This window comes from Pandoraea faecigallinarum (genome assembly GCF_001029105.3).
GTDB lineage: Bacteria > Pseudomonadota > Gammaproteobacteria > Burkholderiales > Burkholderiaceae > Pandoraea > Pandoraea faecigallinarum.
This window is the reverse complement of sequence record NZ_CP011807.3, coordinates 795,825-818,917: the sequence shown is the minus strand read 5'-3', so window position 1 is coordinate 818,917 and position 23,093 is coordinate 795,825. Positions and strand designations below refer to the sequence as shown.

19 protein-coding genes are annotated in these 23,093 nt (G+C 63.3%); 9 read left to right on the top strand and 10 right to left on the bottom strand.

Features of this window, described 5'->3' with window-relative positions:
• Positions 1–79: 79 nt before the first annotated feature.
• Entirely contained in the window at positions 80–1,006 is a 927-nt protein-coding gene (locus AB870_RS03695; RefSeq protein ID WP_047906987.1) for a LysR family transcriptional regulator, read from the bottom strand.
• Positions 1,007–1,164: 158 nt separating this feature from the next.
• Here AB870_RS03695 and dkgB point away from each other — a divergent pair, with 158 nt between their 5' ends.
• Positions 1,165–1,974 (top strand): 2,5-didehydrogluconate reductase DkgB, encoded by an 810-nt coding sequence (dkgB, locus tag AB870_RS03690; protein WP_047906986.1) that lies wholly within the window; start codon positions 1,165–1,167, stop codon positions 1,972–1,974.
• A 198-nt stretch (positions 1,975–2,172) separates the two neighbouring features.
• On the opposite strand, the gene AB870_RS03685 is transcribed toward dkgB, so the two are convergent.
• Positions 2,173–4,158 (bottom strand): alkyl/aryl-sulfatase, encoded by a 1,986-nt coding sequence (locus AB870_RS03685; RefSeq protein WP_047906985.1) that lies wholly within the window; start codon positions 4,156–4,158, stop codon positions 2,173–2,175.
• Positions 4,159–4,665: 507 nt separating this feature from the next.
• On the opposite strand from AB870_RS03685, the gene AB870_RS03680 reads away from it, so the two are divergent.
• Entirely contained in the window at positions 4,666–5,319 is a 654-nt protein-coding gene (locus AB870_RS03680; protein WP_053059547.1) for a response regulator transcription factor, read from the top strand.
• A gap of 15 nt (positions 5,320–5,334) precedes the next feature.
• On the opposite strand, the gene AB870_RS03675 is transcribed toward AB870_RS03680, so the two are convergent.
• The gene (locus AB870_RS03675) at positions 5,335–6,531 is read right to left on the bottom strand and encodes a hypothetical protein (protein WP_047906984.1); all 1,197 of its coding nucleotides are present in this window, start codon (positions 6,529–6,531) and stop codon (positions 5,335–5,337) included.
• Between the two features lie 142 nt (positions 6,532–6,673).
• The gene (gene yddG / locus AB870_RS03670) at positions 6,674–7,600 is read right to left on the bottom strand and encodes an aromatic amino acid DMT transporter YddG (RefSeq protein ID WP_047908762.1); all 927 of its coding nucleotides are present in this window, start codon (positions 7,598–7,600) and stop codon (positions 6,674–6,676) included.
• A gap of 204 nt (positions 7,601–7,804) precedes the next feature.
• Here yddG and AB870_RS03665 point away from each other — a divergent pair, with 204 nt between their 5' ends.
• Positions 7,805–8,434: a glutathione S-transferase family protein gene (locus AB870_RS03665; RefSeq protein WP_047906983.1), complete on the top strand. Its 630-nt coding sequence runs from the start codon at positions 7,805–7,807 to the stop codon at positions 8,432–8,434.
• A gap of 25 nt (positions 8,435–8,459) precedes the next feature.
• Here AB870_RS03665 and pdxR read toward each other — a convergent pair whose 3' ends face one another.
• A complete protein-coding gene (gene pdxR, locus AB870_RS03660; protein ID WP_047906982.1) occupies positions 8,460–10,001 on the bottom strand; it encodes a MocR-like pyridoxine biosynthesis transcription factor PdxR in 1,542 nt (513 codons plus the stop codon).
• 297 nt (positions 10,002–10,298) lie between these two features.
• Here pdxR and tauA point away from each other — a divergent pair, with 297 nt between their 5' ends.
• The 4 genes from tauA (at position 10,299) to AB870_RS03640 (ending at position 14,831) form a co-directional block, all read left to right on the top strand.
• The gene (gene tauA, locus AB870_RS03655) at positions 10,299–11,357 is read left to right on the top strand and encodes a taurine ABC transporter substrate-binding protein (RefSeq protein ID WP_157112222.1); all 1,059 of its coding nucleotides are present in this window, start codon (positions 10,299–10,301) and stop codon (positions 11,355–11,357) included.
• Between the two features lie 79 nt (positions 11,358–11,436).
• Positions 11,437–12,255 carry a taurine ABC transporter ATP-binding protein gene (locus AB870_RS03650; protein ID WP_047906981.1) on the top strand — a complete coding sequence of 273 codons (819 nt, stop codon included), beginning with the start codon at positions 11,437–11,439 and terminating at the stop codon, positions 12,253–12,255.
• Positions 12,256–12,406: 151 nt separating this feature from the next.
• Positions 12,407–13,222 (top strand): ABC transporter permease subunit, encoded by an 816-nt coding sequence (locus AB870_RS03645; protein WP_047906980.1) that lies wholly within the window; start codon positions 12,407–12,409, stop codon positions 13,220–13,222.
• A 205-nt stretch (positions 13,223–13,427) separates the two neighbouring features.
• A complete protein-coding gene (locus AB870_RS03640; protein ID WP_047906979.1) occupies positions 13,428–14,831 on the top strand; it encodes an amino acid permease in 1,404 nt (467 codons plus the stop codon).
• Between the two features lie 160 nt (positions 14,832–14,991).
• On the opposite strand, the gene AB870_RS03635 is transcribed toward AB870_RS03640, so the two are convergent.
• The 5 genes from AB870_RS03635 to AB870_RS03615 form a co-directional block, all read right to left on the bottom strand.
• Positions 14,992–16,116, bottom strand: a complete 1,125-nt coding sequence (locus AB870_RS03635; RefSeq protein WP_157112221.1) for a hypothetical protein — start codon at positions 16,114–16,116, stop codon at positions 14,992–14,994.
• A 337-nt stretch (positions 16,117–16,453) separates the two neighbouring features.
• Positions 16,454–17,452, bottom strand: coding sequence for a CobW family GTP-binding protein (locus tag AB870_RS03630; protein ID WP_237170039.1), 999 nt, complete (start codon positions 17,450–17,452; stop codon positions 16,454–16,456).
• Positions 17,449–19,116: an amidohydrolase gene (locus AB870_RS03625; protein ID WP_047906977.1), complete on the bottom strand. Its 1,668-nt coding sequence runs from the start codon at positions 19,114–19,116 to the stop codon at positions 17,449–17,451. Before AB870_RS03625 ends, AB870_RS03630 begins: the two co-directional genes overlap by 4 nt.
• 26 nt (positions 19,117–19,142) lie before the next feature.
• The gene (locus tag AB870_RS03620; RefSeq protein WP_047906976.1) at positions 19,143–20,561 is read right to left on the bottom strand and encodes a sodium:solute symporter family protein; all 1,419 of its coding nucleotides are present in this window, start codon (positions 20,559–20,561) and stop codon (positions 19,143–19,145) included.
• 54 nt (positions 20,562–20,615) lie between these two features.
• Entirely contained in the window at positions 20,616–20,816 is a 201-nt protein-coding gene (locus AB870_RS03615) for a DUF3311 domain-containing protein (RefSeq protein ID WP_047906975.1), read from the bottom strand.
• 270 nt (positions 20,817–21,086) lie between these two features.
• Between AB870_RS03615 and AB870_RS03610 the strand changes: the two genes are divergently transcribed.
• Both AB870_RS03610 and AB870_RS03605 read left to right on the top strand, forming a co-directional pair.
• Complete coding sequence (locus AB870_RS03610; RefSeq protein ID WP_047906974.1) at positions 21,087–22,517, top strand: NAD(P)/FAD-dependent oxidoreductase; 1,431 nt, start codon at positions 21,087–21,089, stop codon at positions 22,515–22,517.
• Between the two features lie 32 nt (positions 22,518–22,549).
• On the top strand, positions 22,550–22,939 hold the full coding sequence (locus AB870_RS03605) for a nuclear transport factor 2 family protein (RefSeq protein ID WP_047906973.1): 390 nt from the start codon (positions 22,550–22,552) through the stop codon (positions 22,937–22,939).
• The last annotated feature ends 154 nt before the right edge of the window (positions 22,940–23,093 follow it).

Here is a 23,093-nt window from a genome sequence, read left to right as displayed (position 1 = left end):
GTAGTGGCCGGGCCAGAGACAAGAACTGACGAAACGGCAGGGACAAGATGCGTCCGGAGCGCTTTGGCGGGGGCGTTCCTCAGCGCGCCACCCACCCCATGCCGTGCCCCTTGCCCGTACGGGCGCGAAGCTCCGCCACCAGATAGTCGATGAACGACGCAATACGTGCCGAGATGGCCGTATTGCGGTAGTACACCGCATTGATCGGCTGACGCACGTCCTGCGTCTGACGCACCAGCACCTGCACCAGACGTCCGGATTCGCAATCGCGCACCGTCATGAACTCCGACAGGCACACGATGCCCGCGCCTTCGAGCGCGAGTTGACGCAACGTCTCGCCGCTGGACGACATGACGTCCGGCTCGATGCGGTGCGGCTCGCCGTCCACGCCGAGAATCGGCCAGACATTCAGCGAATCGGGTTGTGTGAAGCCCAGCAGGGTGTGCCTGGCGAGATCCTCCACCTTGCGTGGATGCCCGTGCCGGTCCAGATACGCCGGGCTCGCGAACATGCGCACGCGGCTGTTGCCGATCAGACGGCTGTGCAGCGTCGAGTCCTTGAGCCGGCCGATGCGAATCGCCACGTCCGTGCGGCGCTCCAGCAAGTCGATGATGCCCTCGTTGCTGTTCAGTTCCAGTTCGACCTCCGGATACCGTTCCCGATAGCCAGGCACCAGCGGCACGATCACGTGGAGCATGAACGGCGTGGCCGCATCGATGCGCAGGCGCCCGGACGGCGTCTCGCGCCGCGTGAGCATCTGCTCTTGCGCGCTTTCGACCGAATCGATAATCGCCCGGGCGCTCTGCAAGAACGCCTTGCCCTCCTCGGTCAACGCCAGCCGGCGGGTCGTGCGGCGCAGCAGCGTTGTCTTCAGCTTTTCCTCCAGCCGCGCGAGCGTCCGGCTGGTCGCCGATACCGTCAGGCCCAGTTGCTGCGCCGCCGCCGTGATCGACCCGGTGTCCACGACGGTCGCAAAGGCCTGCAATTCGTCGAGCGTGATCTTCATTGTTGACTTCAAATCAAAATAATTTCGTTTATAGGCGACTTTTTCCGCAAAAGTAAAGGGCGCACACTGCCCGTCGTGCAAATCCCCCAGGGATTCCTCGGGCATCCATCCCATTGAACCCACTCATCCCACTCACCCCACTCATTCAGGAGCTCACGATGAGCAACATTCCCGCATTTGGTCTAGGTACGTTCCGCCTGCAAGGTCAGGTCGTCATCGATTCCGTGCGCACAGGCCTCGAACTCGGCTACCGCGCCATCGATACCGCACAGATCTACGGCAACGAAGCCGAAGTCGGGCAGGCGGTCGCCGAATCCGGCGTGGCGCGTGAGGATCTGTTCCTCACCACGAAAGTCTGGGTCGAGAACTACCGCAAGGATAAGCTGGCCGCCAGCCTCGAAGACAGCCTCAGGAAGCTTCGCACCGATTATGTCGACCTCACGCTGATTCACTGGCCCGCCCCGGGCAACGGCGTGCCGCTCGATGAATACATGACGGCGCTGGCCGGCGTCAGGGCCAGGGGCCTCACGCGCCAGATCGGTATTTCGAATTTCAATATCGACCTGACGAAACAGGCGATTGCCGCGGTGGGCAAAGACGCCATCGCGACAAATCAGATCGAACTGAGTCCCTACCTGCAAAACCCGAAGCTCGTCGGCTTCCTGCAGGCGCAGGGCATCCACGTTACCTCGTACATGACGCTCGCGTACGGCAAGGTACTCGCCGACGCCACCCTCGGCGCCATCGCACAGCGCCATCGGGCGACGCCTGCGCAAGTGGCACTCGCATGGGCGCTGCGACGCGGCTTCTCGGTGATTCCGTCCTCGACCCGACGCGAAAACCTCGCGAGCAATCTGCTGGCGCAAACGCTGCGTCTGACGGACGGCGACATGGCGCAAATCGCAGTCCTTGAGCGTAATGGGCGCGAAGTCAGTCCGGACGGCCTGGCCGCCAGGTGGGACGACTGATCGTCCGCGCTCGATATCGAACAGTTCGCGTGCGGACCGGCGAACTACCTGACGACGGTCGACCCAGCGGCCCGCTCGCCTGCAACGCGCCGGTGAGCGACGGTTCGGCGCGACGAACCGCGAGCGCCGCGCAACGAACGATGCCCGTACGCGGTCACGCGTACGGGCATCGTCGAGAGCGTCACACCGCGGTTCGACTTACGGCTCGGCAATCGTGAACCAGAAGTCGAATTTGTCGTACAGCCCCAGCATTTCCTTGAACTTGGCGCGGTCGCCGTCGAACTTCACCTGACCGCTGTCCGCCAGATTGCCAAGCTTGAGCTTGCCCAGCGCAATGTCGTCCAGCGTCGAACGATCGAGCGTGATGTTGGCATCAGCCTTTTGCAGCACGGTGTCCTTGCTGTAGTTCATCACGCCGTTCTTGACCGTCAGCGCATACTTCTCTTTGGTGTCGGGGAAGGTCACGTTGAACGCGTATGCCTTGCCCGCAGCCTTCGGCCCGTTCAGATGGATGGCCAGGAAGTCGAGGAACATCTCGGTCGTCATACCCCGAATGATGTCGGGTGAAGACGTGTTCGGTGTTGCCACTTTATGCACGCCACCACGCAGTTCCTGCGCGCCGCTCAGATAAAAGTTGCGCGCCGGCCCGGATTCCGCCTGATACCCGAGTTGTTCGAGCGATGCCGCTTCAAGGTTGCGCGCCGCCTGATTCGTCGGCTGGGCGAAGACCACCTTATTGGTCAGTTCCGCCGCCCACCGGTAATCCCCCTTGTCGAATGCCGCCTTGGCGCCCTTGAGCATCTTGTCCGCACCGATCAGATCGACGTAACGCTTCGCTTCGTCGGTCGGTGGATATGGGTCGAAGTTCGCGGGATTGCCGTCCCACCAGCCAAGATAGAGCTGGTAAGTGGCGCGCACGTTGTGCTTGAGGTTGCCATAGTAGCCACGGCTGTAGAACTCCTTGGCGAGCGAATCGGGCAGTTGGAACTTGTCCGCAATCTCATGCATCGTCATGCCCTGATTGGCCATGCGCAGCGTCTGGTCGTTGATGTAGCGATAGAGATCGCGCTGCTTCTCCAGATGCTCCACGACCCGGTCATTACCCCACTGCGGCCAATGGTGGCTGCTGAACGACACCACGGCATCCTTGCCCCACAGACGAAGCGTCTCGTCGAGATAGTGCGCCCACTTCTGCGCGCTGCGAACCTTTGCGCCGCGCAGCGTCAGGATGTTGTGCAGCGTGTGCGTGGCATCCTCCGCCAGATCGATTGCCTTGAACTGCGGGAAATAGAACAGCATTTCCGCTGGCGCCTCCGTACCCGGCGCCATCTGGAAAACGATGTCGATGCCGTCGATGTTCAGCGTCTCGCCGGTCTTCTTGATGAGCTTGCTCGGCTCGAACAACGTGATCGTTCCCGCCGCCGTGGTCAGCCCGAGACCGCCCCCGACATTGCCCTTCGGGTTCTTCGGCAACAGATTGCCGTACATGTACGACGCGCGACGGCTCATCACCGTGCCGGCAAACACGTTCTCGCTGACGGCCTCTTCCATGAAGCCTTCCGGCGCCACGAGCGGCACCTTGCCCGAGCGCACGTCCTTCTCGTCGACGACACCGCGCACCCCGCCAAAGTGATCGACGTGGCTGTGCGTGAAGATCACGCCCGTGACCGGCAGATTTTCCACTTTGCTGTTCACGAGATCGAGCGACGCTTTCGCCGTTTCGACGGAGGTCAGCGGATCGATCACGATCCAGCCTGTCTTCCCTCGCACGAACGTGATGTTGGCCAGATCGACGTTGCGCACCTGATAGATGCCGTCCACCACCTTGAACAAGCCGTGCGCCGAGAGCAATTGCGACTGACGCCACAAACTCGGATTGACCGTCGGCGGCGCCTCACCGCCCATGTTCTGCTTCAGGAAGTCGTACTGGGTGAGGTCGATGACGGTGTTGCCCGACGCCCCCTTGATGACGGGGTTGGACAGGTCCGCGATGAAGCCGCGCGCAATATCCTCGAAGTCTTGCTTGTTCGCGAAGGGCAGAAAATTAAGCAACTTCTGATTTGCGTCTCGCGTCGCCGCGGTGGCGTCAGCCGGCTGCGGGGGAGAGGACTGCGCTCGCACCGCAGTCCCTGTCAGGGTCCCGGCAATGAGCGCAATCAGGGCAACAACTATCTGGCGTTTCATGAGGTTCTCCGCAAGAACGTGAGTGAACCGCGTGACATCGCGGCCCCAAAACCACGAAGGCTATTCTCCGTTCCGCTTATTGCCTTTGATATTGGTATTTGGGGCAAACCACGCTTGCCCCTTCGGGCAAGCGAATGACCCTCTAACACACCGGTTTGTGTGCATTCGCAATGCGTTCCCAAAGATTTCGATAAAACGGGAATCGAATGAAGGCCAGCGGTTACAAGGCTTTCGAGAAGACTCTCGGCACTGCATCGACAAACGGCCTTTACGAACTTATTCAGAGGTGCTATCAATTCAACAACGCTCGATATTCGAGATATTCCGGAAGTCGCGCCAGACTTCATGTCACTTCGGCTTATTTCGTCGTTTGACACCGGAATACGATGATTCAAATATCCGTTTTGATAATTTAAATAATCTTTGATACGACGGTTTCCTGCATCGACATGTGGGAGATCGGTACCCCGGGGGAATTGACGGAGGCGCGTCCAACGCGAAGATGCCATGAACATGTGTCGTGATTCGGTGGTGCATGTCGTCGACGACGACGCCTCGCTGCGTACCGCACTAACGCGTCTACTTGCGGCGTCCGGTTATCAGACGAGGGAATATGCGTCCGCGGGAGAGTTTCTCGTGAGCGAACCGGATGCGCGTCCCGGCTGTGTGCTGCTCGATCTCGAACTGGGCGGCCCCAGCGGGCTCGATTTGCAGCGCGCACTGCGCCGTCAGGATTCGTCTTTGCCCATCGTGTTCATGAGCGGATACGGCGACGTTGCCCGTTCCGTCGAGGCGATGAAAGCCGGTGCCGTGGACTTTCTCGTCAAGCCGTTCGGACGCGACGCGCTCGTGGGCGCCGTGGAGACAGCCATCGGTATCGCGACGTCGAAAGCGCCGCCGACGCACAATACCGACGTCGATACGCGTATGCAGACGCGCGAGGAAGCGAATACGGCACTCAGCGGCCGCGAGCGCATCGTGCTGCAAGGCATCGCGAAGGGATTGCGCAACAAGCAGATCGCCGCGGAACTCGGACTCTGCGAGCGAACGATCAAAAGCTGCCGGGCCGACCTCATGCGAAAACTGAACGCATCGTCGCTCGCGGAGTTGCTGAGAAACGCCGAGGAGCGGCTGCCGCAATCCATGTCGCCAGCGTCGTGACGACGATATGCCCCGTCAGACCAATGCCTTGAGGACCTTGCCCAGCACGGCGGACAACGGCAATTGCATGGCTGCGACGTAGAGCATCGGCACAGCTGCCGGAACGACGATGGCGACGATGGACAGCTTGCTAAACGGTATCGACCGCATGCGGCGCACCGCCTCATAGATCGCGTGGATATCGGCGACCGGACCCAGCTCCGGTGCGTCCAGAATGTCGGGCGTACCGATGTCGCGATGCAGGATCCAGCGCTGATGCACCAGCCGGTCGTGGTGCGCAACGAGACTGCCGTAGTCGAAGATGGCGCGGCGTTTGAGCGCCCCCAGCGGCACCGCGAGCGGCAGCAGCGGGATGAGGAAGACGAGCGAGATCAATGCTGCGCTCGCCACCAGAAGCGTCTTCATCTGCACCGCGCTCGCGCCGTGATACACGACCTCGTGGGCGAACGATGCCGCCACCACCGCCGAGACCGCGAACGCCACCGGACTGAAGACGAACGCCAGACGCTCGACAAAGCTCAGACCGCCGACCCGGTCCGGATGCGACGGCACCAGTGCCAGCGGCATCCTGCCAAGCTTGCACAGCAGGACGAACAACAGACAGGCGCGCCACAGCCACACGAGTAGCAGCGCCGTGAACAGCGGACGAATGACGAGGATGAACCACCATCCACCGAACGTGATGCTGCCGATATCGTCGCCCGGATTGAGCCACGCCATCTCTTCCGCGCGCTCGACCACGGCGCCGACCGTGGACCACGCCATCGTGGCGGCCAGGATCACCACCCACGGTAACGTGCGATCGCGCAGGCGCGCCATGGCGGCGAGTCTGTCGCGGAAGCCGGGGAGTGTCTCGGGCGTCACGATTCCGCTCTCGACGAAGTATCGAAATAGCGGCGGCATCAGTTTTTGCGCGACGCCTTCGGCGACGACCATCAGGGGGATGGCGATCAGGCAGCGGGCGTGAATGCCGAAGTGGGCGACCAGCGTGTCGTCGGGATTACCGTGCGAAAATGCGCGTCCGGTGACGAGCGCCCAGATCGCGAGCGGCAGCCAACTGACGGCGGCGAAGATGAACGCGCGCCGTGCCGTGCCCATCCCCGTTTCCGGAATGAGCCGCAGCCGTCGCTGAAGATGAAAGCCGGGATCGCCCTGTACCAGCGACAAATCGACGTTCGGAACATCGTCCGACGTGGACTCTCCCTTGACCATGACAGTCTCCTTGCCGGGCTAATGGGCATACGATCAGGCCCATCAGTGTTGCGCAGGACCGGCAACGAGGGTATCGGGATTTCGGGCAACGCGTTGCCCTTGGGGGCACACGACAGTTCTCCAGCGCTCGGGACGGGGCGCGTCAGGCGTTGTCGCCTCTTCGCGCGGACGCCGGGACAGGCGTGCACCGTGCGCGCGTGGCGCACCAGCACAGGATCGACCCGCCGCAGACCATGCACGCCCCCCACCAGAACGGTGCGGACAGCGGGGTACGAAGTACCAGCGCGGCGAGCGCCGCGGAGAGGACGGGGATGAAATACGACGCCCCGACGAGGACCGTCACGTTGCCGCGCAGAATGCCCACGTTCCAGGCCGCGTACCCGAACCCCATCGCCGCAGCGCCGAGCACGAGATAGATGCCCGAATGCAGGTCGAGCGACATCGCGCCGCCGCCTTCTGCGAAGAACTTGATCCACAGCGCGACGGCAACCAGCATGAAGAACGGCGTCACGCCATTTTTGCCGTCGGCAATTCTGGCGGTCACGGTACAGTACGCCGCCCAGATGATCGCACCGGCGAAGGCAAGACCATAGCTCAGCGGATTGTCGGCAATGTTCACGAGCATACCCGGCAGATCGAGCCCCTGATCGCCGCCGAGAACCCAGCAGATGCCGAGCATCGACAGCACAAAGCCGGGCACGACCAGCCAGTTCGCGCGTTGCCGGTTGAAGAGGATGGCGCACACGAGCGTGAACGTCGGCCACAGGTAGTTGACCATGCCGACTTCAATCGCCTGCCGCGCGGTGTTCGCATAACCGATGGACAGCGACAGACACAGCTCGTAGGCGACGAAGAGCAGGCTGCCCCACAGCAGATAGCTGCGCGCAAACGTGCCGAGCTTCGGGAATCCCACCGTGAGCAGCAGGAATATCGACGCGAGCGTGTAAATTGCCGCCGCACCGCCAGTCGCCCCGAGACTCTCGCTCACCCCGCGAATCAACGCCACAATGGACGCCCAGAGCACCACCGCGCTCAGGCCAATGAGTGTCGCCTTGTTCCTGCTGTTCATGCGGTGTCCCTGCGCGATGCCAATGAAAGTCGTCAGCGCGCGATTATACGAAACACCCGCACGTGCCCACATTTGCGTGACGCCGGTGCCGGGGCGAGCCGCAATGCCACTGTTCCGCCCCTCATGCGCGGAATCTGTATCTGTTATCCACCGGGAACCCTGCCTAGAATCGGATCATCGCTTCCCTTTGCCCCAAGGATCCCCATGCTTCGCATTCTCGGCAGGCCCTCTTCCATCAACGTGCGCAAGGTGCTGTGGCTCGGCCATGAACTCGGCGTCCCGTTCGTCAACGAACCCTGGGGCGACGGCGACGCGTCGCGCAAGCTCGACGACCCGGTGTTCGCCGCGCTCAACCCGAACCTGATGGTGCCGGTCATCGACGACGACGGATTCGTCATGTGGGAATCGAACAGCATCCTGCGCTATCTCGCCACATCGCGCGAGCGCACGGACCTCTATCCCGTCGCGCCGCACGAGCGCGCCCGTGTCGATCAATGGATCGACTGGCAATCGTCCGATCTGAATCCGGCGTGGAAATATCCGTTCCTGTCGCTCGTGCGCCACGCGCCCGGCTACGACGACCCGCAAGCGGTTGCCACGAACACGGCACGCTGGAACGACTTCATGCGGGTGCTCGACCGGCAGTTGCAGACCACGCAGGGGTTCGTCGCTGGCGATACCTTCACGCTCGCCGACATTCCTGTCGGCCTGTCGGTGCACCGCTGGTTCAGCGTGCCGATCGAACGCCCTGCGCTGGAAGCCGTGTCGGCCTACTACGAACGTCTGTCCGAACGGGAAGGCTTCCGGCGTCATGGCCGCAACGGCACGCCCTGAGCAGGGGCGGCACGGTCGACGATGCTCAGGCGTGCGCCACGGTCTCGCGCAGCACTTCGGCCAGTGCGATTACGCCTGCCTCGATATGTTCGAGCCGTATCGACGAAAAACCGAGGCGGAACATGTTGCGCGGCGGCGTATCGCCCATGAAGAACACGTCGCCCGGTTCGATCAGGATCCCGCGCGATTTAGCGCGCGCCGCCAGAACATTGGCATTGAGCTGCGGCGGCCCCTGCACCCAGCACGACGCTCCGCCCTTTACCGGCACGAACGAGACTTCCGGCAAATGCGTGCTCAGGGCGGCGCTCAATACCTCGGCACGCTTCGCGTAAGTGTCGGCCAGACGACGCAGCAGGGCGTCGTGGTGGCCAAGCGCGAGGAACATCGAAAACGAACGCTGGATGAACGCCGACGGGTGGCGGATCATCAACCTGCGCAGCGCGCGCAGCTCGTTGACGAGCACCGCCGGCGCCACGATGTAGCCCAGCCGCAACCCCGGCGCAAACGACTTCGACAAACTTCCGATATAGATCACGCGATCGCTGCGATCGAGACTCTTGAGCGCGGGAATCGGAATGTCCGAATAGCTGTTCTCGCTCTCGTAGTCGTCTTCGATCAGCACGAAGTCGTCGGCCTCGGCGCGACGCAGCAACGCCTCGCGATGCGCCAGCGGCATCGTCGTCGTGGTCGGACACTGATGTGACGGCGTGACGTACACGTAATCGCATTGCGACAAACGTTCGTCCACCGGCAAGCCGTGTTCGTCGACGGGCAATCCGATGAGTTTCGGGGTGCGAATGGCGAAGATGTTCCGGGCGTCCGGATAGCCCGGATCCTCGACGCCCACGGTCGTTCGCGCACCGACGAGCAGGTCGGCCAGCAGATACAACGCCTGCTGCGCGCCGTTGGTGAGCACGATTTCATCGGCGTCGGCCCACACGCCGCGGCGCGGCAGCACGCGCGTACGAATTTGCTGGATCAGCGTTTCGTCGTCGCGCGCAATCATGTCCGGCGCCCAGTCGCGAATCTCCATGACGGTCAGCGCCTTCTGGCAGCACTCGCGCCAGTCGGCCGTCGGGAACATGGTTGGGTCGAACTGTCCGTAAATGAACGGGTACTGATACTGCTGCCAGTCGATCGGCTTGACGATGTTGCGCTGCGCCGAAGGCCGCACGACGTAGCGCCCTTCCCAGTCCGGCGTGGACGGATCCAGCGGCGCGATGGTGCCAGCGGCCACCGGTTCGGCAGGCGCCTCCGGCTTCGTCGCACCGTGCGACCCGACGCGCGGCGCAAGGATGTCGCCATTGACGAAGTAACCCCGGCGCTCGCGCGCGATCAGATACCCCTCGTCGACCAGTTGCTGATAGGCCAGTACCACCGTGTTGCGCGCCACGCCCAGCCCTTCGGCCAACTCGCGCGACGACGGTACCGCGGCACCGCGCATCAGACGCTCGTCCAGAATCGCCGACACCAGCATCTGGCGAATCTGACTCTGCAAACTCATGCCCGCTCGCGCCGATACGGAAAACAACTGGTTCCACATCGCCGCAGAAATCCGGCTCGACATTGCGTCCCCTTTTTCTATGTCACTTCTCGAACGTCAATTATTACTCATGAGACGGTGACGTTAATTCCGAATTGGGGTTTATCCGAAGAGGCGCGAGAAAGCGGCGGATTCGAGCATTCATGCGCCTTGCGAGGCGATTTCGCCGTAACTGGACCAGTTGGCATCATCAAATGCGGCCAACTGGCTCTAACGAACAAAAATGTGCGCGGCAATGATGCAGTCACTTGGCGCCGATTTGTCTCGATGGATGCGTCAACCCGAGTGTTCCACCGAAAACTTTCCGATTAGAGGTGAACCATGACTGGACTTCCGAACCGGCTGCGACGGGTGTTCGCTGCCACGGCGCTGGCGGCAGCCGCGCTCCCCGCAGCACTAACGCTCGGATTGACGCTGCCTGCCACGGCGCAGGCGCAGGAAAAGGAGGTGACGATCGCGTACCAGCAGATCGTCGATCCCTGGCTGACCGCCATCGCCAGCGGCGAGTTCGAAAAGGCGACGGGTTACAAGATTCACTGGCGTCAGTTCGAATCCGGCGCAAAGGTCGCCACCGCGCTCGCCTCCGGGGACATCAAGATCGGCGTGCTTGGCTCCAGCCCAATGGCCGCCGCCGTCTCGCAGGGGTTGGATCTGCAACTGTTCTGGATCCTGGACGACATCAACAAGGCCGAGGCGATGGTCGTGCGCAATGCGTCGAACATCAAGACGCCCGCCGACCTGAAGGGCAAGAAGATCGGCGTGCCGTTCGTCTCGACGACCCACTACCACACGATGTTTGCGCTGCAACAGTGGGGTATCAAGCCCACGGAAGTGCAAGTTCTCAACATGCAGCCGAACCAGATCGTGGCCGCTTGGGAGCGTGGCGACATCGACGCCGCTTACGTATGGGACCCGGCGCTCGCGCAGATCAAGCAAAGCGGGCACGTGCTGATCACCTCCGGCGAATTGTCGAAGCAGGGCAAGCCCACGTTCGATGGCATCGCCGTCGACCGCAAGTGGGGAGAGGCCAACGCCGACTTCATGGCGAAGTTCGTCAAGGTGATCGCCGACGCCGATGCCGCCTACCGGGGCAATCAGGCTGCCTGGACGGCCACCTCGCCGCAGGTCAAAGCCATCGTGAAGATGATCGGCGGCAAGCCCGAAGACGTGCCCGGCGCGCTCTCGCTGTATGCGTATCCGTCGGCACAGCAACAGGCGTCGGCCGAATGGCTGGGCGGCGGCAAGGACAGCCGTGCGGCCAAGGCGCTCAAGGACACGGCCGACTTCCTGAAGGGTCAGCAGAAGATCAACGCCGTCAAGGCGGACTACACGCCGTACGTTACGTCGCGCTACGTCGACGCCGCACTGAAGTTGAAGTAAGCCGTACCGGGGCCGTCGCGCCGGACGTCTGCGGCGCGGTACCCCTCCTCGATCGCTGCATCGTCTGGAGAAGGGCTTCATGGAACAACTCATCGTCAACGACGTCAGCGTCGTGTATCCCGGCCGGCGTCCCGGCGAGCAGGTGCAGGCGCTCGCCCACGTCGATCTGACCATCGCACCCGGCGACTTCGTCGTGGCGCTAGGCGCCTCGGGTTGCGGCAAGACCACGCTGCTGAGTCTGATGGCCGGTTTCATCGCGCCGACGTCTGGCGAACTGCTGTTAGGCGACTCGCCCATCGAAGGCCCCGGCGCGGATCGCGGCGTGGTGTTCCAGAAGCACGCCCTGCTGCCATGGTTGAGCGTGATGGAGAACACCGAGTTCGGTCTGAAACTGCAAGGCGTTCCCAAAACAGAGCGCCGCGCCCGCGCCGCGCGCAATCTCGCGCTCGTCGGCTTGCAGGACTTCCACAATCACATGATTTATCAGCTCTCGGGCGGCATGCAGCAGCGCGTGGGGATCGCACGCGCACTGACCTGTAATCCGTCGATGCTGCTAATGGACGAGCCGATGGCCGCACTCGACGCCCTCACGCGCGAAACCATTCAGGAACTGTTGCTCGACGTGTGGCGCGAAACGCAAAAGATGATCTTCTTCATCACGCACAGCGTGGAAGAGGCGCTGTTCCTCGCGAGCCGTCTGATTGTCATGTCGCCCCGGCCGGGGCGCATCACGCACACCTACGAACTCGACTTCAACAAGCGCTATCTCGAATGCCGCGATGCGCGAGCCATCAAGTCGAGTCCCGATTTCATCGCCATGCGCGAAACCGTGCTCAGCATCATCTACGGCGACGAGCGTGCCGGGCAGAGCTCGTCTGCCGGCACGGTTGCGGCCTGACGCGCGCCGGAGACAAGCCATCATGATGACCAAACCTGCCACCAACCCTCACGCGCCGTCCGCAACGTCGGCAGCCTCCACGCCTGCCGGCGGTAGGCAACGCCCCGGCGACGCGCCGCGCGCCCCTCGCCATCGCGGCTTCGTCGCGCGCATGTTCGCCCCGCGCCCGGTCAAGGCGGGCGAATCGTTCGGCGCGCCCGGCCAGGGTCCGAGCCTCGCGATCAGTGTCGTCACCGTCGTCGCCCTGCTGCTGCTGTGGGTGGCCATCACGTCGTCGGGAATGATCAAGCCGCTGTTCCTGCCCGGCCCGCGCGCCATCGTCGAGAAATTCATCCAGGTGTCTACGGAAGGCTTCGCCGGCTCTACCCTGTGGCAGCACACGCTCGCCAGCCTCTATCGCGTGTTCGGTGCGTTCGCACTGGCGTGTGTGACGGCGATTCCCGTGGGCATTCTGATGGGCGTGTCGCGCATCGGACGCGGCATCTTCGACCCGCCCATCGAGTTCTACCGTCCGCTGCCGCCGCTGGCGTATCTGCCGCTGGTCATCATCTGGTTCGGCATCGGCGAGTTCTCGAAAGTCTTCCTGATCTATCTGGCGATCTTCGCCCCGCTGGCCATCGCGGCACGCGCGGGTGTGCGTTCGGTGTCGATGGAGCAGATTCACGCGGCGTACTCGATGGGCGCCTCACCGCGTCAGATCGTGATGCACGTGATCGTCAAATCGGCGCTGCCGGAAATTTTTACCGGCATGCGCATCGGTATCGGTGTGGGCTGGACCACGCTGGTGGCCGCCGAAATGGTGGCGGCATCGAGCGGCCTCGGGTTCATGGTGCTCAACGCGGCGGAGTTCCTCGCGTCGGACATCGTGATCATGGGGATCATCGTGATCGGCTTTTTCGCCTTCGGCTTCGATCTCATCATGCGCTATCTCGAACGCGTGCTGGTGCCATGGAAGGGCAGGATCTGATCGGAAACAAGCGGTTCCGCTGGTCGTAGCCGGTCATCAAAAGAGAACGCAGGGCGGCGCCCCCCATTCCCACGCCGCCGCACCTGCCGTCGAACCAAGTCTTCAGGAGGTTGTGTGGCAGTTGAGACATTCATCGGCAGTACCCCCCTCGTTGCAGTCCTCGTCGTCATCCCCCCCAGCCAGTCGCCGGTCACAGGAGGTTGCCATGGCCAATCGTGACAACGCAGCGCATCTGCAATCGAGCCTCAAACAACGTCACATGAGCATGATCGCGCTGGGCGGCGTGATCGGCGCGGGCCTGTTCGTCGGCAGCGGCGTCGTGGTCCACGCCGCCGGCCCGGCGGCCGTGTTGTCGTTTCTGATTACCGGTGCACTCGTCGTGCTGGTCATGCGCATGCTCGGCGAGATGGCCTGCGCGCTGCCCGCTGTCGGCTCGTTCTACGAGTACGCGCGGCTCGCGTGGAACGACAAGCCCGTCGGCGGTGAGCTGGCGGGCTTTCTGACCGGCTGGATGTATTGGTACTTCTGGGTGATCGTGGTCGCGGTCGAAGCGGTGGCCGGCGCCAATCTGATCCAGTTCTGGTTGCCGGACATCCCCGCCTGGGCCATCAGCCTCGCGCTGCTCGTGGTGCTCACGCTCACGAATCTCGTCTCCGTGGCGTCTTACGGCGAATTCGAATTCTGGTTTGCTTCGATCAAGGTCGCCGCCATCGTGGTCTTCCTGTTCCTTGGCGCGTTGTTCGTCTTCGGGATGTGGCCGGGCGCCGTGGCAAGCACGGGCCATCTGCTCTCGCACGGCGGCTTCATGCCGAACGGCATCGGCCCCGTCATGGCGGGCGCCGTGGCGGCGACCGGCTTCTACTTCGGTGCGGAGATCGTGACGATTGCCGCCGCCGAAGCTGCCGAACCGCAGCAGGCCGTCGCCCGCGCGACGAACTCGGTGATCGGCCGCGTGCTGTTCTTCTACGTCGGCTCGATCCTGCTGGTGGTGATGCTCGTGCCCTGGAATTCGGCGGGCATGGCTACGCCGTATGTCAGCGCCCTCGAAGCCATGCGAATTCCGGCCGCGGCGCACATCATGAACGCCGTCGTGTTGACGGCGGTGCTCTCGGCGCTGAATTCCGGACTGTACGCGTCCTCGCGCATGCTGTTCGCGCTCACGCGCCGAGGCGACGCACCGCGCTCGCTGGCCAGGCTCAACGCGCGTGGCGTGCCGGTGCGGGCGATTCTCGCCGGCACGCTGTTCGGCTATGCGGCAGTGGTCATGTCGTATGTCTCTCCGGATACAGTCTTCGCCTTTCTCGTGAATTCGTACGGCACCGTCGCGATCTTCGTCTACGTACTCATCGCCTTCTCGCAACTGAAACTGCGCAAGCGACTCGAACGCGAAGCGCCGGGCAAGCTGAAAGTGCGCATGTGGGGATTCCCATATCTGACCTGGGTCGCCATTGCGGGCATGCTGTCCATCGTCGGGGCCATGGCCTTCCTCCCCGATCAGCGCACGCCGCTGGCGCTCGGGGTCGTGAGCCTTACGGTGCTGCTGCTCGCCTTCACCGTACGGTCGATCTGGCGCAAGCTGCGCGCGCAGGATCCGGAATTCGACCTCTGAATTCCACCTCTGAGATCGGTTGATGATGCCCGGTCGGATGGCGGGCCTGCGTCATCCGGCCGGGCGATACACGACATGTCGTACCCGGTCCCGGCGTTGCGGCACCGGCGGTCGTGAACAGGGCGCGATCGGCAATCTCGGCGCAGTGCGGGGCAAGTCGTCAGCGAGCGCTATCCGAAGGTGGTTCGCGGGGCGGTTCGTGAGGTGGCTCGTAGGGTGACTCGTAGGGTGGTTCATGAGGCGGAAGGTTATGCGCCACGGTGTTCATTTCACCGCGTTTCGACCTCGCGTCCCACAGCGCCCGCGCGTCGTGCCTGTTCGCCAGATCGAGTTCCTGACGAATCGCGCTCAGTTCCATCTCAACCTGATCGACGCGCCCTTGCAACGTGGCTCTGACGGACGCCGCGTCTTCCTCCTTCAGGGTATCCATGAGCCGCTTTAGCACCCGCTCGGCCGCGGCGTTATCGTCCCGCCGGCATGCCTCCCGCCCAAGTTCATAGCATTTCATCGCCTCCGTTCGCGACTGCCCCCACAGCGCCTCCACACCGCGTACGAATTGCACCCTCGCCAGGCGATAACAGTTGCTTTCCAGGTCGCGCTCACCGTGCGCCCGGTAATGGTTGGCAAGATCGAGATAGGCCTTCCCGCACCCCTTCCAGTCGCCCGCGGCGCTGTAGGCTTCGACACAGAACTTCAGCGCCTCGTGCACGCAAAACGGCTCGGGGTCGCGATAGACATCGCCGGATACCCGCCGAATCAGACCTTTCAGCGCCTTTCCCAAGGCCGAGTGAATCTGTTCGCTCCCATGCAGACTGCCGACCGCCTTGTCGTCGATGCACTTGCGGATCAACGCGTACCACGCGTTCCATACCGCCATATCGGATATCGGTGCGCCGACATGCTGCATCGCGCCGGCGAATTTCTCCAGCAAGGACGTGCCATCCGCCTGCTCCTCGATCAGCAGCATCTTCGCGCTGCCGACCGACAGGGCGTGCTCGCCGCTTCCGAAAAACGCGGCGCCCGGCGACACCCTCAATCCGACTTCCGGCAATGTCAGAACGATCATGCATCGATCGCCGATGCTCGCATTGGCCAGCATGTTCCTCAGGATGTCGGGCGGCACGGCGCTCAGAAACTCGGCAGAGTCGCGGTCGGCAAGATGCAGGACGCGGTGGCGGTTCAGATAATCGCGCCCGAGACCCGATGCCGCGACGTGGCAAAGGGCCGCACAAGACAATATGCGTTTTTTGGCCTCGCCGGTGAGCGTTCGCACGATGGCGTCCAACGGTCCGAGATACCGGAAACGCCGCATGAAATCGGCGAACTGAGCGTCGGTGAGGGGGGGGCCGTTCTCGAGGCGTTCGTTGTACTGCGCCAGCACGGCGACCCGCTCGTCGCTCAGGCGCATGCCCGGATACCCCGTCACAGGGAAGTTCCTGGCGGGAGACTGAATTGAATTTTCCATGGACGGTGGGCTCGTCGTAAGACACGGATGCGCCCAGTCTGCGCCTCGCGTCGGGGCGCAACCTTTCATTTTTCGCCAGCTTCGCAGACGTCTTTCGCCCAACCTCGCGCGGCGCGCGCGGGACTACGGTGCGATGGACGCCGAGTGCACCGGGTATCTAGGCCGGGCCGGGCGAAAACTCGATGCAAGCCGAGCGCAAGGCGTCGTACACACGGGCAATCTCGTTGTCCGAGAGCACGCCGATGAAGACGATCGACGAGGCACGCAATGCCATTTGCGGGTGCTTCGTCAGCGCCACTCGTGCGCCGACGACGTGCATCTCCGTCATGCCCGCCGGCGCAAGATTCACGACCCCCTTCGCGCGCAGCAACTTGCCGGGATACATGGTCAGCGCCGCTTTCAGACGGCGCCGTTCCAGCACGGCGTCGGCCTCCCAGACGAAGCTCCGAAGTCCCGCGGGCAAGGCGCGGCTGGCTACACCCATCGGCCGGGGACTCAGCAGCCCCGTCAGCGCAAGGGCATGTTCCGGAAAGAAAATTGCCGGCGGCACCTCGCCGTTCCTTGACGTAACGGCGATTTGCGTCGCACCGAGTTCGCCAAGCCGCGTCATCGTCTCCTGCAACGACTGCGGCGTGACGAGATCGGTCTTCGTCATGACGAGCGTGCTGGCGGCCAGGATCTGCTTGCGTGCGATGTCGCCAACGTACCGGTCTGCCAGCGTGGCATCGATGCCGCTCGCATCCACCGCCACCACAATGCCATGCAGCCGGAATGCCTTGTCGAGCAATCCGACCTGCGCGATGCGCATCGGATCGGAGACTCCGCTCGCCTCGATCACCAGCAAATCCGGCCGCTGCGCGCGTTCGCCGATGGCAATCAACGTTTCGACCAGACGCCCGCCGATGGTGCAGCACACGCAGCCGTTCTCCAGCCCGATGACGTCGTCGCCACGCTCGCGGATGAGCGCGGCATCGACGTTGATCGCGCCGAAATCGTTGACGAGCACCGTCACGCGCAGACCATCGGCATTGCGAAGCAGCGCATTGACGATAGTCGTCTTGCCGGCGCCGAGATAGCCGCCGAGTACGATCATCGGCACTGGCGGCCGTGCGGCGGGCGCACCGGGCGCGGCATCGGGGGCGGGCGCCGTCATCATGCCGGTGCGCGGAAGATCTCGCCACCGACTACGGTGCCCCACACGGGCATTTGGCGAAGGTCGTCGAGGGGGACCTCATACGGGTCGGCCTCCAGTACGGCGAAGTCGGCGTACTTGCCCACTTCGATACTGCCGATCAGATGATCCATCCCGAGCGAGAATGCCGCCCCAAGCGTGATGGCGCGCAACGCATCGTCGAGCGGCAGGCGCAGCGACTCGCCCAGCACGCGGCCCGAGGACGTTTCGCGCTTCGCCGCACACCAGGCGGTGAACAGCGGGTTGAGCTGCGTGATGGGGGCGTCCGAATGCAGCGCAAACGGCAGATCGATCCGCCGGGCGATTTCGGCAGCGTCCATGCGGTTTGCGCGATCCGGTCCCATCGTCTGTTCGTAGTGTGCGTCGCCCCAGTAATAGACGTGGTTCGCAAAGAAATTCACGCACATGCCGAGTCGCTGCGCACGCGTGAGTTGCGCGACGTCGGCCATCTGGCAGTGCTGCAACGTGTGACGATGGTCCGTGCGCGGGTGCTGCGTCAGCAATGTCTCGATGGCATCGAGCACAACCTCGGTGGCCTCGTCCCCGTTCGTGTGGATGTGCAGTTGCAACCCGGCCGCGTGGAACGGCAGGAAGGTTTCGACCAGTTGCGACGGCGCAATGAGCCATAGCCCGTTGGGCTTGCCATTGTGGTATCCCGGCCAGCGCAGGCGCGCGGTGAATCCCTGAATCGACCCGTCGACGATGAATTTGACCGGGCCGTAGTGCAGTTTGTCCGTGTTGCCTTCGCGCGCGTCGAGCACGCGTTGCGGCCCGCCTTCCGGGCATCGCTGCGGCGCGAACGCGGGAACGATGCGAATCGGATATGCCGGGTCGGCCGTCGCTTCACGCAGATTGGCATTGCCCGAGGGAGTCAGATCGTTCACGAGATCGGTGGCCGTCGTCACCCCCGCCAACTGCGCGACGCGTCCGAAATTCCAGATCGCGCGCGGGCTTTCGCTCGCGGCAATCGACAACCCTTCGCCGATCACGCGATACACCGGAAACATCGCGGCGAACTCCTGCAATTCGCCTGTGGGCTCGCCGTCGCCGCCCATGACGATGCCCTCGACGTCCGTGTCTGCGTCGATGCCCGCGAGTTCGAGCATCGCCGTGTTCACATTCATCAGATGAACGCTCGCATGCAGAATCGCAATGGGACGCGTCATGGATACCGAATCGATGTCGCGCGCCACCAGCGGCGTGCCCTCGAAAAAGATCGGATCGTATCCCCAGGCGAGCAAGGGCTTGTGATCGTCGGCGATGCGCCGCTCGGCTTCGAGCAGCCTCGCCAGCACGTCGGCGGGGGTCTTCAGGCCTTCCCACAAGTGTCCGTCCGGGCCTCGCCGGTCGTAGTACCCGACATAGACGGCGTCCCACATCGCGCCTTCCATCAGATGGCAATGTCCTTCGACGAGTCCGGGCATCAGCACCTTGTCGCGCAGCGTCTCGATGGGGGCGGCGTCGGTCCAGCGACGCACGTCGTCGAGCCCGCCCACGGCGAGAATCCGGCCGTCGCACACGGCCACGTGCGTGGCGACCGGCTGCGCCGGGTTCATCGTCACGATCTTGCGGGCGACGTACACGCGAATGTCGTCCCGGCTGGCAGAAGTGTCGCCGTTGTCCGTCATCCTTCGGTTCATTGCGTCAGTCATCGTTATTTCTTGTAAGGAGAAAGCGCGCCCACGCCGGGGTCCATGGCGTGCGCACGACGGCCGCCGAGCAGCACATTGAGCACCGTCATCACCGCCACATTGACGACCAGGCAGATCAGTCCGAGATTCACGCCGCCGAGGTCCGGGTTCTTGTAGTAAAGCACGAGCGCAAGGCCCTGACCGGCCAGCACACCGGCAGCCACTGCCGTCGCACGCACGCGCATGCGCAATACCACGGCGATCACACCGGGCAGGAACTGCGTCACCCCGTAGTAAGCCATGTTGATGAGCGTGAGCATCAGGTTCGGTGTGAGCAGCGTGAGCACGATGGAACCCAGCAGATACAGCACAATGACCACCTTGGAGCTGGCCTTCTGCCGATGCTCAGGCATGCCCGAGAGGATATTGCGCGTGACGATGGGCCCCAGCGCCAGACAGATGCCGGCGAGCACCAGCAGCCCCGAGAGCGCCGCGCCCGCCGCGACCAGACCGACGAGCCACGACGGCAGCAACTGCGTCACGGCGGCGAAGAACGCTTCGTTGGGCGACGCCAGTTCAATGTTCCGGCTGATGGCGTAGTAAGACGCCAATACGAGGAACGGGTACATCAGCATGTACAGCGGCATGGCGACCTGCGTGCGGCGAATCGTGGCGGCACTCTTTGCCGTGAAGAAGTTCTGCACGCCGAACGGCATCACGTACATGCCCAGCGACTGGAACACGATGGTCGTCATCGCGAAGGTCAGCTGCTGCGTGCTCATGGCGTTGCTCACGTGCTCGCTCGCGGCCTGAAACACCGGCGTCACGCCCGCCTCCCATGCCACGGCCACACCGGTCACGACAATGGCGGCGACCATCAGCACGTCCTTGAGCACGGCGATATAGGCCGATGCGCGCACCCCGGCAATCGCGATGTAGACGAAGGCCAGCATGGCCGAGAAGCAGATGAGCCACAGCGGCTGGAAATTCCATCCCAGCCCCTTGAGCGCCGCGACCAGGCCGGTGAACTGCAACTGCCCCCACGGCAGCAGGAAGACGATGGCCGTCACCGCGACGACCAGTTCCAGAAAACGGCTCCGGAAGTGCCCCTTGAACAGATCGGGCAGCGTGATGGCGTTGTAGCGCTTGCCGGCATCCCAGATCCTCGGCCCGAGAAAGTAGCCCACGGGATAGGCCAGCAGGATGTAACCGAGGAACCATACGCCGTACGTCGGCCCCTTGGCATAGATACCGCCCGGAAAGCCGACCATCGTGCCGATGCTGTAGATCTCGCCGGCCGCGAGAAAGAACACGAGCCACGCGCCGAACTGACGCGAAGCGACGAAGAAATCATGCACGCTTTGCGGGCCGCGCCCACCGCGCGCACGCAAGGCGAGATAGACCGACAACAGGATGAAGCCGGCAAATATGAGGGTTGCCATCGACGCAATCTCCGGAATTCGTGGGGGTTCGTGAAGGAACGATCGCCAGCGCGATCACGCCGGGTCTTCGACGATGTGCCGGTCGAAGAGCGTCCAGCACAGCCAGAGGCAGGCCGACGTGAGCACGAACCACAGGAAGATCCAGCCGTAGATGAACGGCACGCCGAGCACATACCGCTCCACGGACGCCGCCCACGGCAGCAATCCCACAACGCCGAGATACGGCAATCCGAGGCCAATCAGCAATCTGAACATGTTCTGTCTCCGCTTCGCGACGCATTGTTCGCATGGACCGCACCGCCGGATGGCAGCCAGAGGCCCGCTGTCTGGCCCAGTATCCCCAGCCAAAAATCGCGCCGTTTAGAGCCACATCGCACAAAAGTTTGGTGCCAGGCAGCGACTCCCCCAAGTCCGGAAACGCCGCGCACGCGCCGCTTCGCGCTGGCACCATCACAAGTTCGCGGTGGTACTAATCCGGGAAAAATGTTCTTGGCAGTATTGGCTCATTTTCGTCAGGAGCCTAACGTGGGTACGATTGAATCCTTCGCGCTGGATCGTCGCTGCGCATCCCCATACGATCCGCTTTACGATCCGTTAGTCTCGTCCGGCCCCGGTCTCGGCATGGACTACGCGCCCACTTATTGGGTTGCCACCGCGGGGGAGCCGCCCGAGGACGACGGTCCGCTCGCCGGCGATGCCGATGTCGACGTGGTCATCGTCGGCGCGGGCTTCACCGGTCTGTCCACCGCCCTTTTCCTCGCTCGCGAGCATGGCATTCGCGCCACCGTGCTCGAAGCCAACCAGACCTGCTGGGGCTGCACCAGCCGCAATGGCGGTCAGGGACAGAATGCGAGCGGACGCCTTTACCGCTCGCAATGGATCGAGCGCTGGGGCAAGGAAACCGCGCTGCGTCTGGACGCCGAAATCCGCGAAGGCTTCAACACGTTCAAATCGCTCATCGCCGAAGTGCCCGAGTGCGATCCGCAACCGGGCGGGCATCTCTACATCGCCCATCGTGCGCGCAAGATGGAATTTCTGCGCAACGAGGCGAAGGTGATGCGCGAGGTCTTCGGCTACGACACCCGCATCCTCTCGCGCGAGGAAGTCAGCGAGCAATACGTCGACGATCAGGAGAACTGCGGCGCCCTGCACGAGCCGGACGGCATCGGCGTGCATCCGCTCAAACTCGCCTTCGGCTATCTGCGCATGGCGCGCGCGCTCGGCGCCCGTGTGCACCCTTCGACACCGGTGCTCGGGGTGGAGACGATCAACGGCGTGCATCACGTACGCACGCCGCGCGGCGTGGTGCGTGCCAAGGCGGTCGCGTTCGCCACGGGCGGCTACACTCGCAACGACGTGACCAAAGCGCTACGTTCGAAGATCATGCCGATTCTGTCGAACTCGCTCGTCACCCGTGTTCTCACGCCGGAAGAAATTGCAGCGACGAACTTCCGCACGCATGAAGTCATTACCGACACGCGCACGCTGCGTTACTACTATCGGCTGCTGCCGGATAACCGCTTGCAGATCGGCAGCCGCAGCTCGATTACCGGCGCCGATGCGCAGAACCCGAAACACATGGCGGTGCTCGTCGAAGGCCTGCATCGCAAGTTCCCCGCACTCAAAGGCATTCGCATCGAGTACTCGTGGTGGGGCTGGGTCGACGTCAGCCACGACATGATGCCGCGCGTGACGCAGCCCGATCCACGCCAGAGCCTCTTTTATGCCATGGGGTACGGCGGCAACGGCGTGTCGTTCTCCGCGCACGCCGGACGCCGTCTCGCCCAGCGCATCGCCGGCAAGCGCGATCCGTCGTGGACACTGCCGATCTACGACTCGGCGCTGCAATACCCGAACGTGTTCGGCACCGTGCAATGGGAAGGCTTCGCGCCGTTCCGTCGCATCGGCCAGCGCTTTCTCTATCAGCGATACCACGCGCAGGACGAAGCGCGTTGATATCGGTCCTTCCTCGAACTCCGGAATTTGCAATGACGACTCAAAACGACTCCGCCGCCATCCGTCTGCTCACGACATTCAACGACGCCTGGAACCGGCACGACATCGACGCCCTCATGGCCTGCATGACCGACACGTGCGTTTTCCACGCGGTCGCCGGGCCCGACATGCTGGGGCGCACCTTCGAAGGCCGCGAAGCCGTGCGCGCCGCGTTCCAGTCCGCGTGGGAGACCTTCCCCGATGCATCGTGGACGGAAGGCGAACACTTCGTCGCGGGCGATCGCGGCGTCTCGGAATCGACGTTCCGCGGCACGAAGGCGGACGGCACGCGCGTCGAAGCGCGCATGGTCGACGTCTTCACCCTGCGCGACGGCAAGATCGAAGTGAAGAACGCATTCCGCAAGGACCGCCCGGCGTTCTGACGCCCCCGCCCTGGCACGCCCGGATTGCCCGCCCCGCTTGCCGGGGCATTTTTTCTGGACGCCGGCGGCCCGCCGTATGTCGGGCATGGGGGATGCGATGTTTGTATTTTTCAATACAAAACGTACCAAATAATAAAAACACCAATTGACCAAG

Coding starts and splice junctions, on each gene's coding strand:
- AB870_RS03630 (WP_237170039.1), bottom strand. CDS start 17,452: ATGATGACGGCGCCCGCCCCCGATGCCGCGCCCGGTGCGCCCGCCGCA.
- AB870_RS03695 (WP_047906987.1), bottom strand. CDS start 1,006: ATGAAGATCACGCTCGACGAATTGCAGGCCTTTGCGACCGTCGTGGAC.
- AB870_RS03685 (WP_047906985.1), bottom strand. CDS start 4,158: ATGAAACGCCAGATAGTTGTTGCCCTGATTGCGCTCATTGCCGGGACC.
- pdxR (WP_047906982.1), bottom strand. CDS start 10,001: ATGTCGAGCCGGATTTCTGCGGCGATGTGGAACCAGTTGTTTTCCGTA.
- AB870_RS03605 (WP_047906973.1), top strand. CDS start 22,550: ATGACGACTCAAAACGACTCCGCCGCCATCCGTCTGCTCACGACATTC.
- AB870_RS03665 (WP_047906983.1), top strand. CDS start 7,805: ATGCTTCGCATTCTCGGCAGGCCCTCTTCCATCAACGTGCGCAAGGTG.
- AB870_RS03620 (WP_047906976.1), bottom strand. CDS start 20,561: ATGGCAACCCTCATATTTGCCGGCTTCATCCTGTTGTCGGTCTATCTC.
- tauA (WP_157112222.1), top strand. CDS start 10,299: ATGACTGGACTTCCGAACCGGCTGCGACGGGTGTTCGCTGCCACGGCG.
- AB870_RS03675 (WP_047906984.1), bottom strand. CDS start 6,531: ATGGTCAAGGGAGAGTCCACGTCGGACGATGTTCCGAACGTCGATTTG.
- AB870_RS03680 (WP_053059547.1), top strand. CDS start 4,666: ATGAACATGTGTCGTGATTCGGTGGTGCATGTCGTCGACGACGACGCC.
- AB870_RS03650 (WP_047906981.1), top strand. CDS start 11,437: ATGGAACAACTCATCGTCAACGACGTCAGCGTCGTGTATCCCGGCCGG.
- AB870_RS03615 (WP_047906975.1), bottom strand. CDS start 20,816: ATGTTCAGATTGCTGATTGGCCTCGGATTGCCGTATCTCGGCGTTGTG.
- AB870_RS03625 (WP_047906977.1), bottom strand. CDS start 19,116: ATGACGGACAACGGCGACACTTCTGCCAGCCGGGACGACATTCGCGTG.
- dkgB (WP_047906986.1), top strand. CDS start 1,165: ATGAGCAACATTCCCGCATTTGGTCTAGGTACGTTCCGCCTGCAAGGT.
- AB870_RS03640 (WP_047906979.1), top strand. CDS start 13,428: ATGGCCAATCGTGACAACGCAGCGCATCTGCAATCGAGCCTCAAACAA.
- AB870_RS03645 (WP_047906980.1), top strand. CDS start 12,407: ATGTTCGCCCCGCGCCCGGTCAAGGCGGGCGAATCGTTCGGCGCGCCC.
- yddG (WP_047908762.1), bottom strand. CDS start 7,600: ATGAACAGCAGGAACAAGGCGACACTCATTGGCCTGAGCGCGGTGGTG.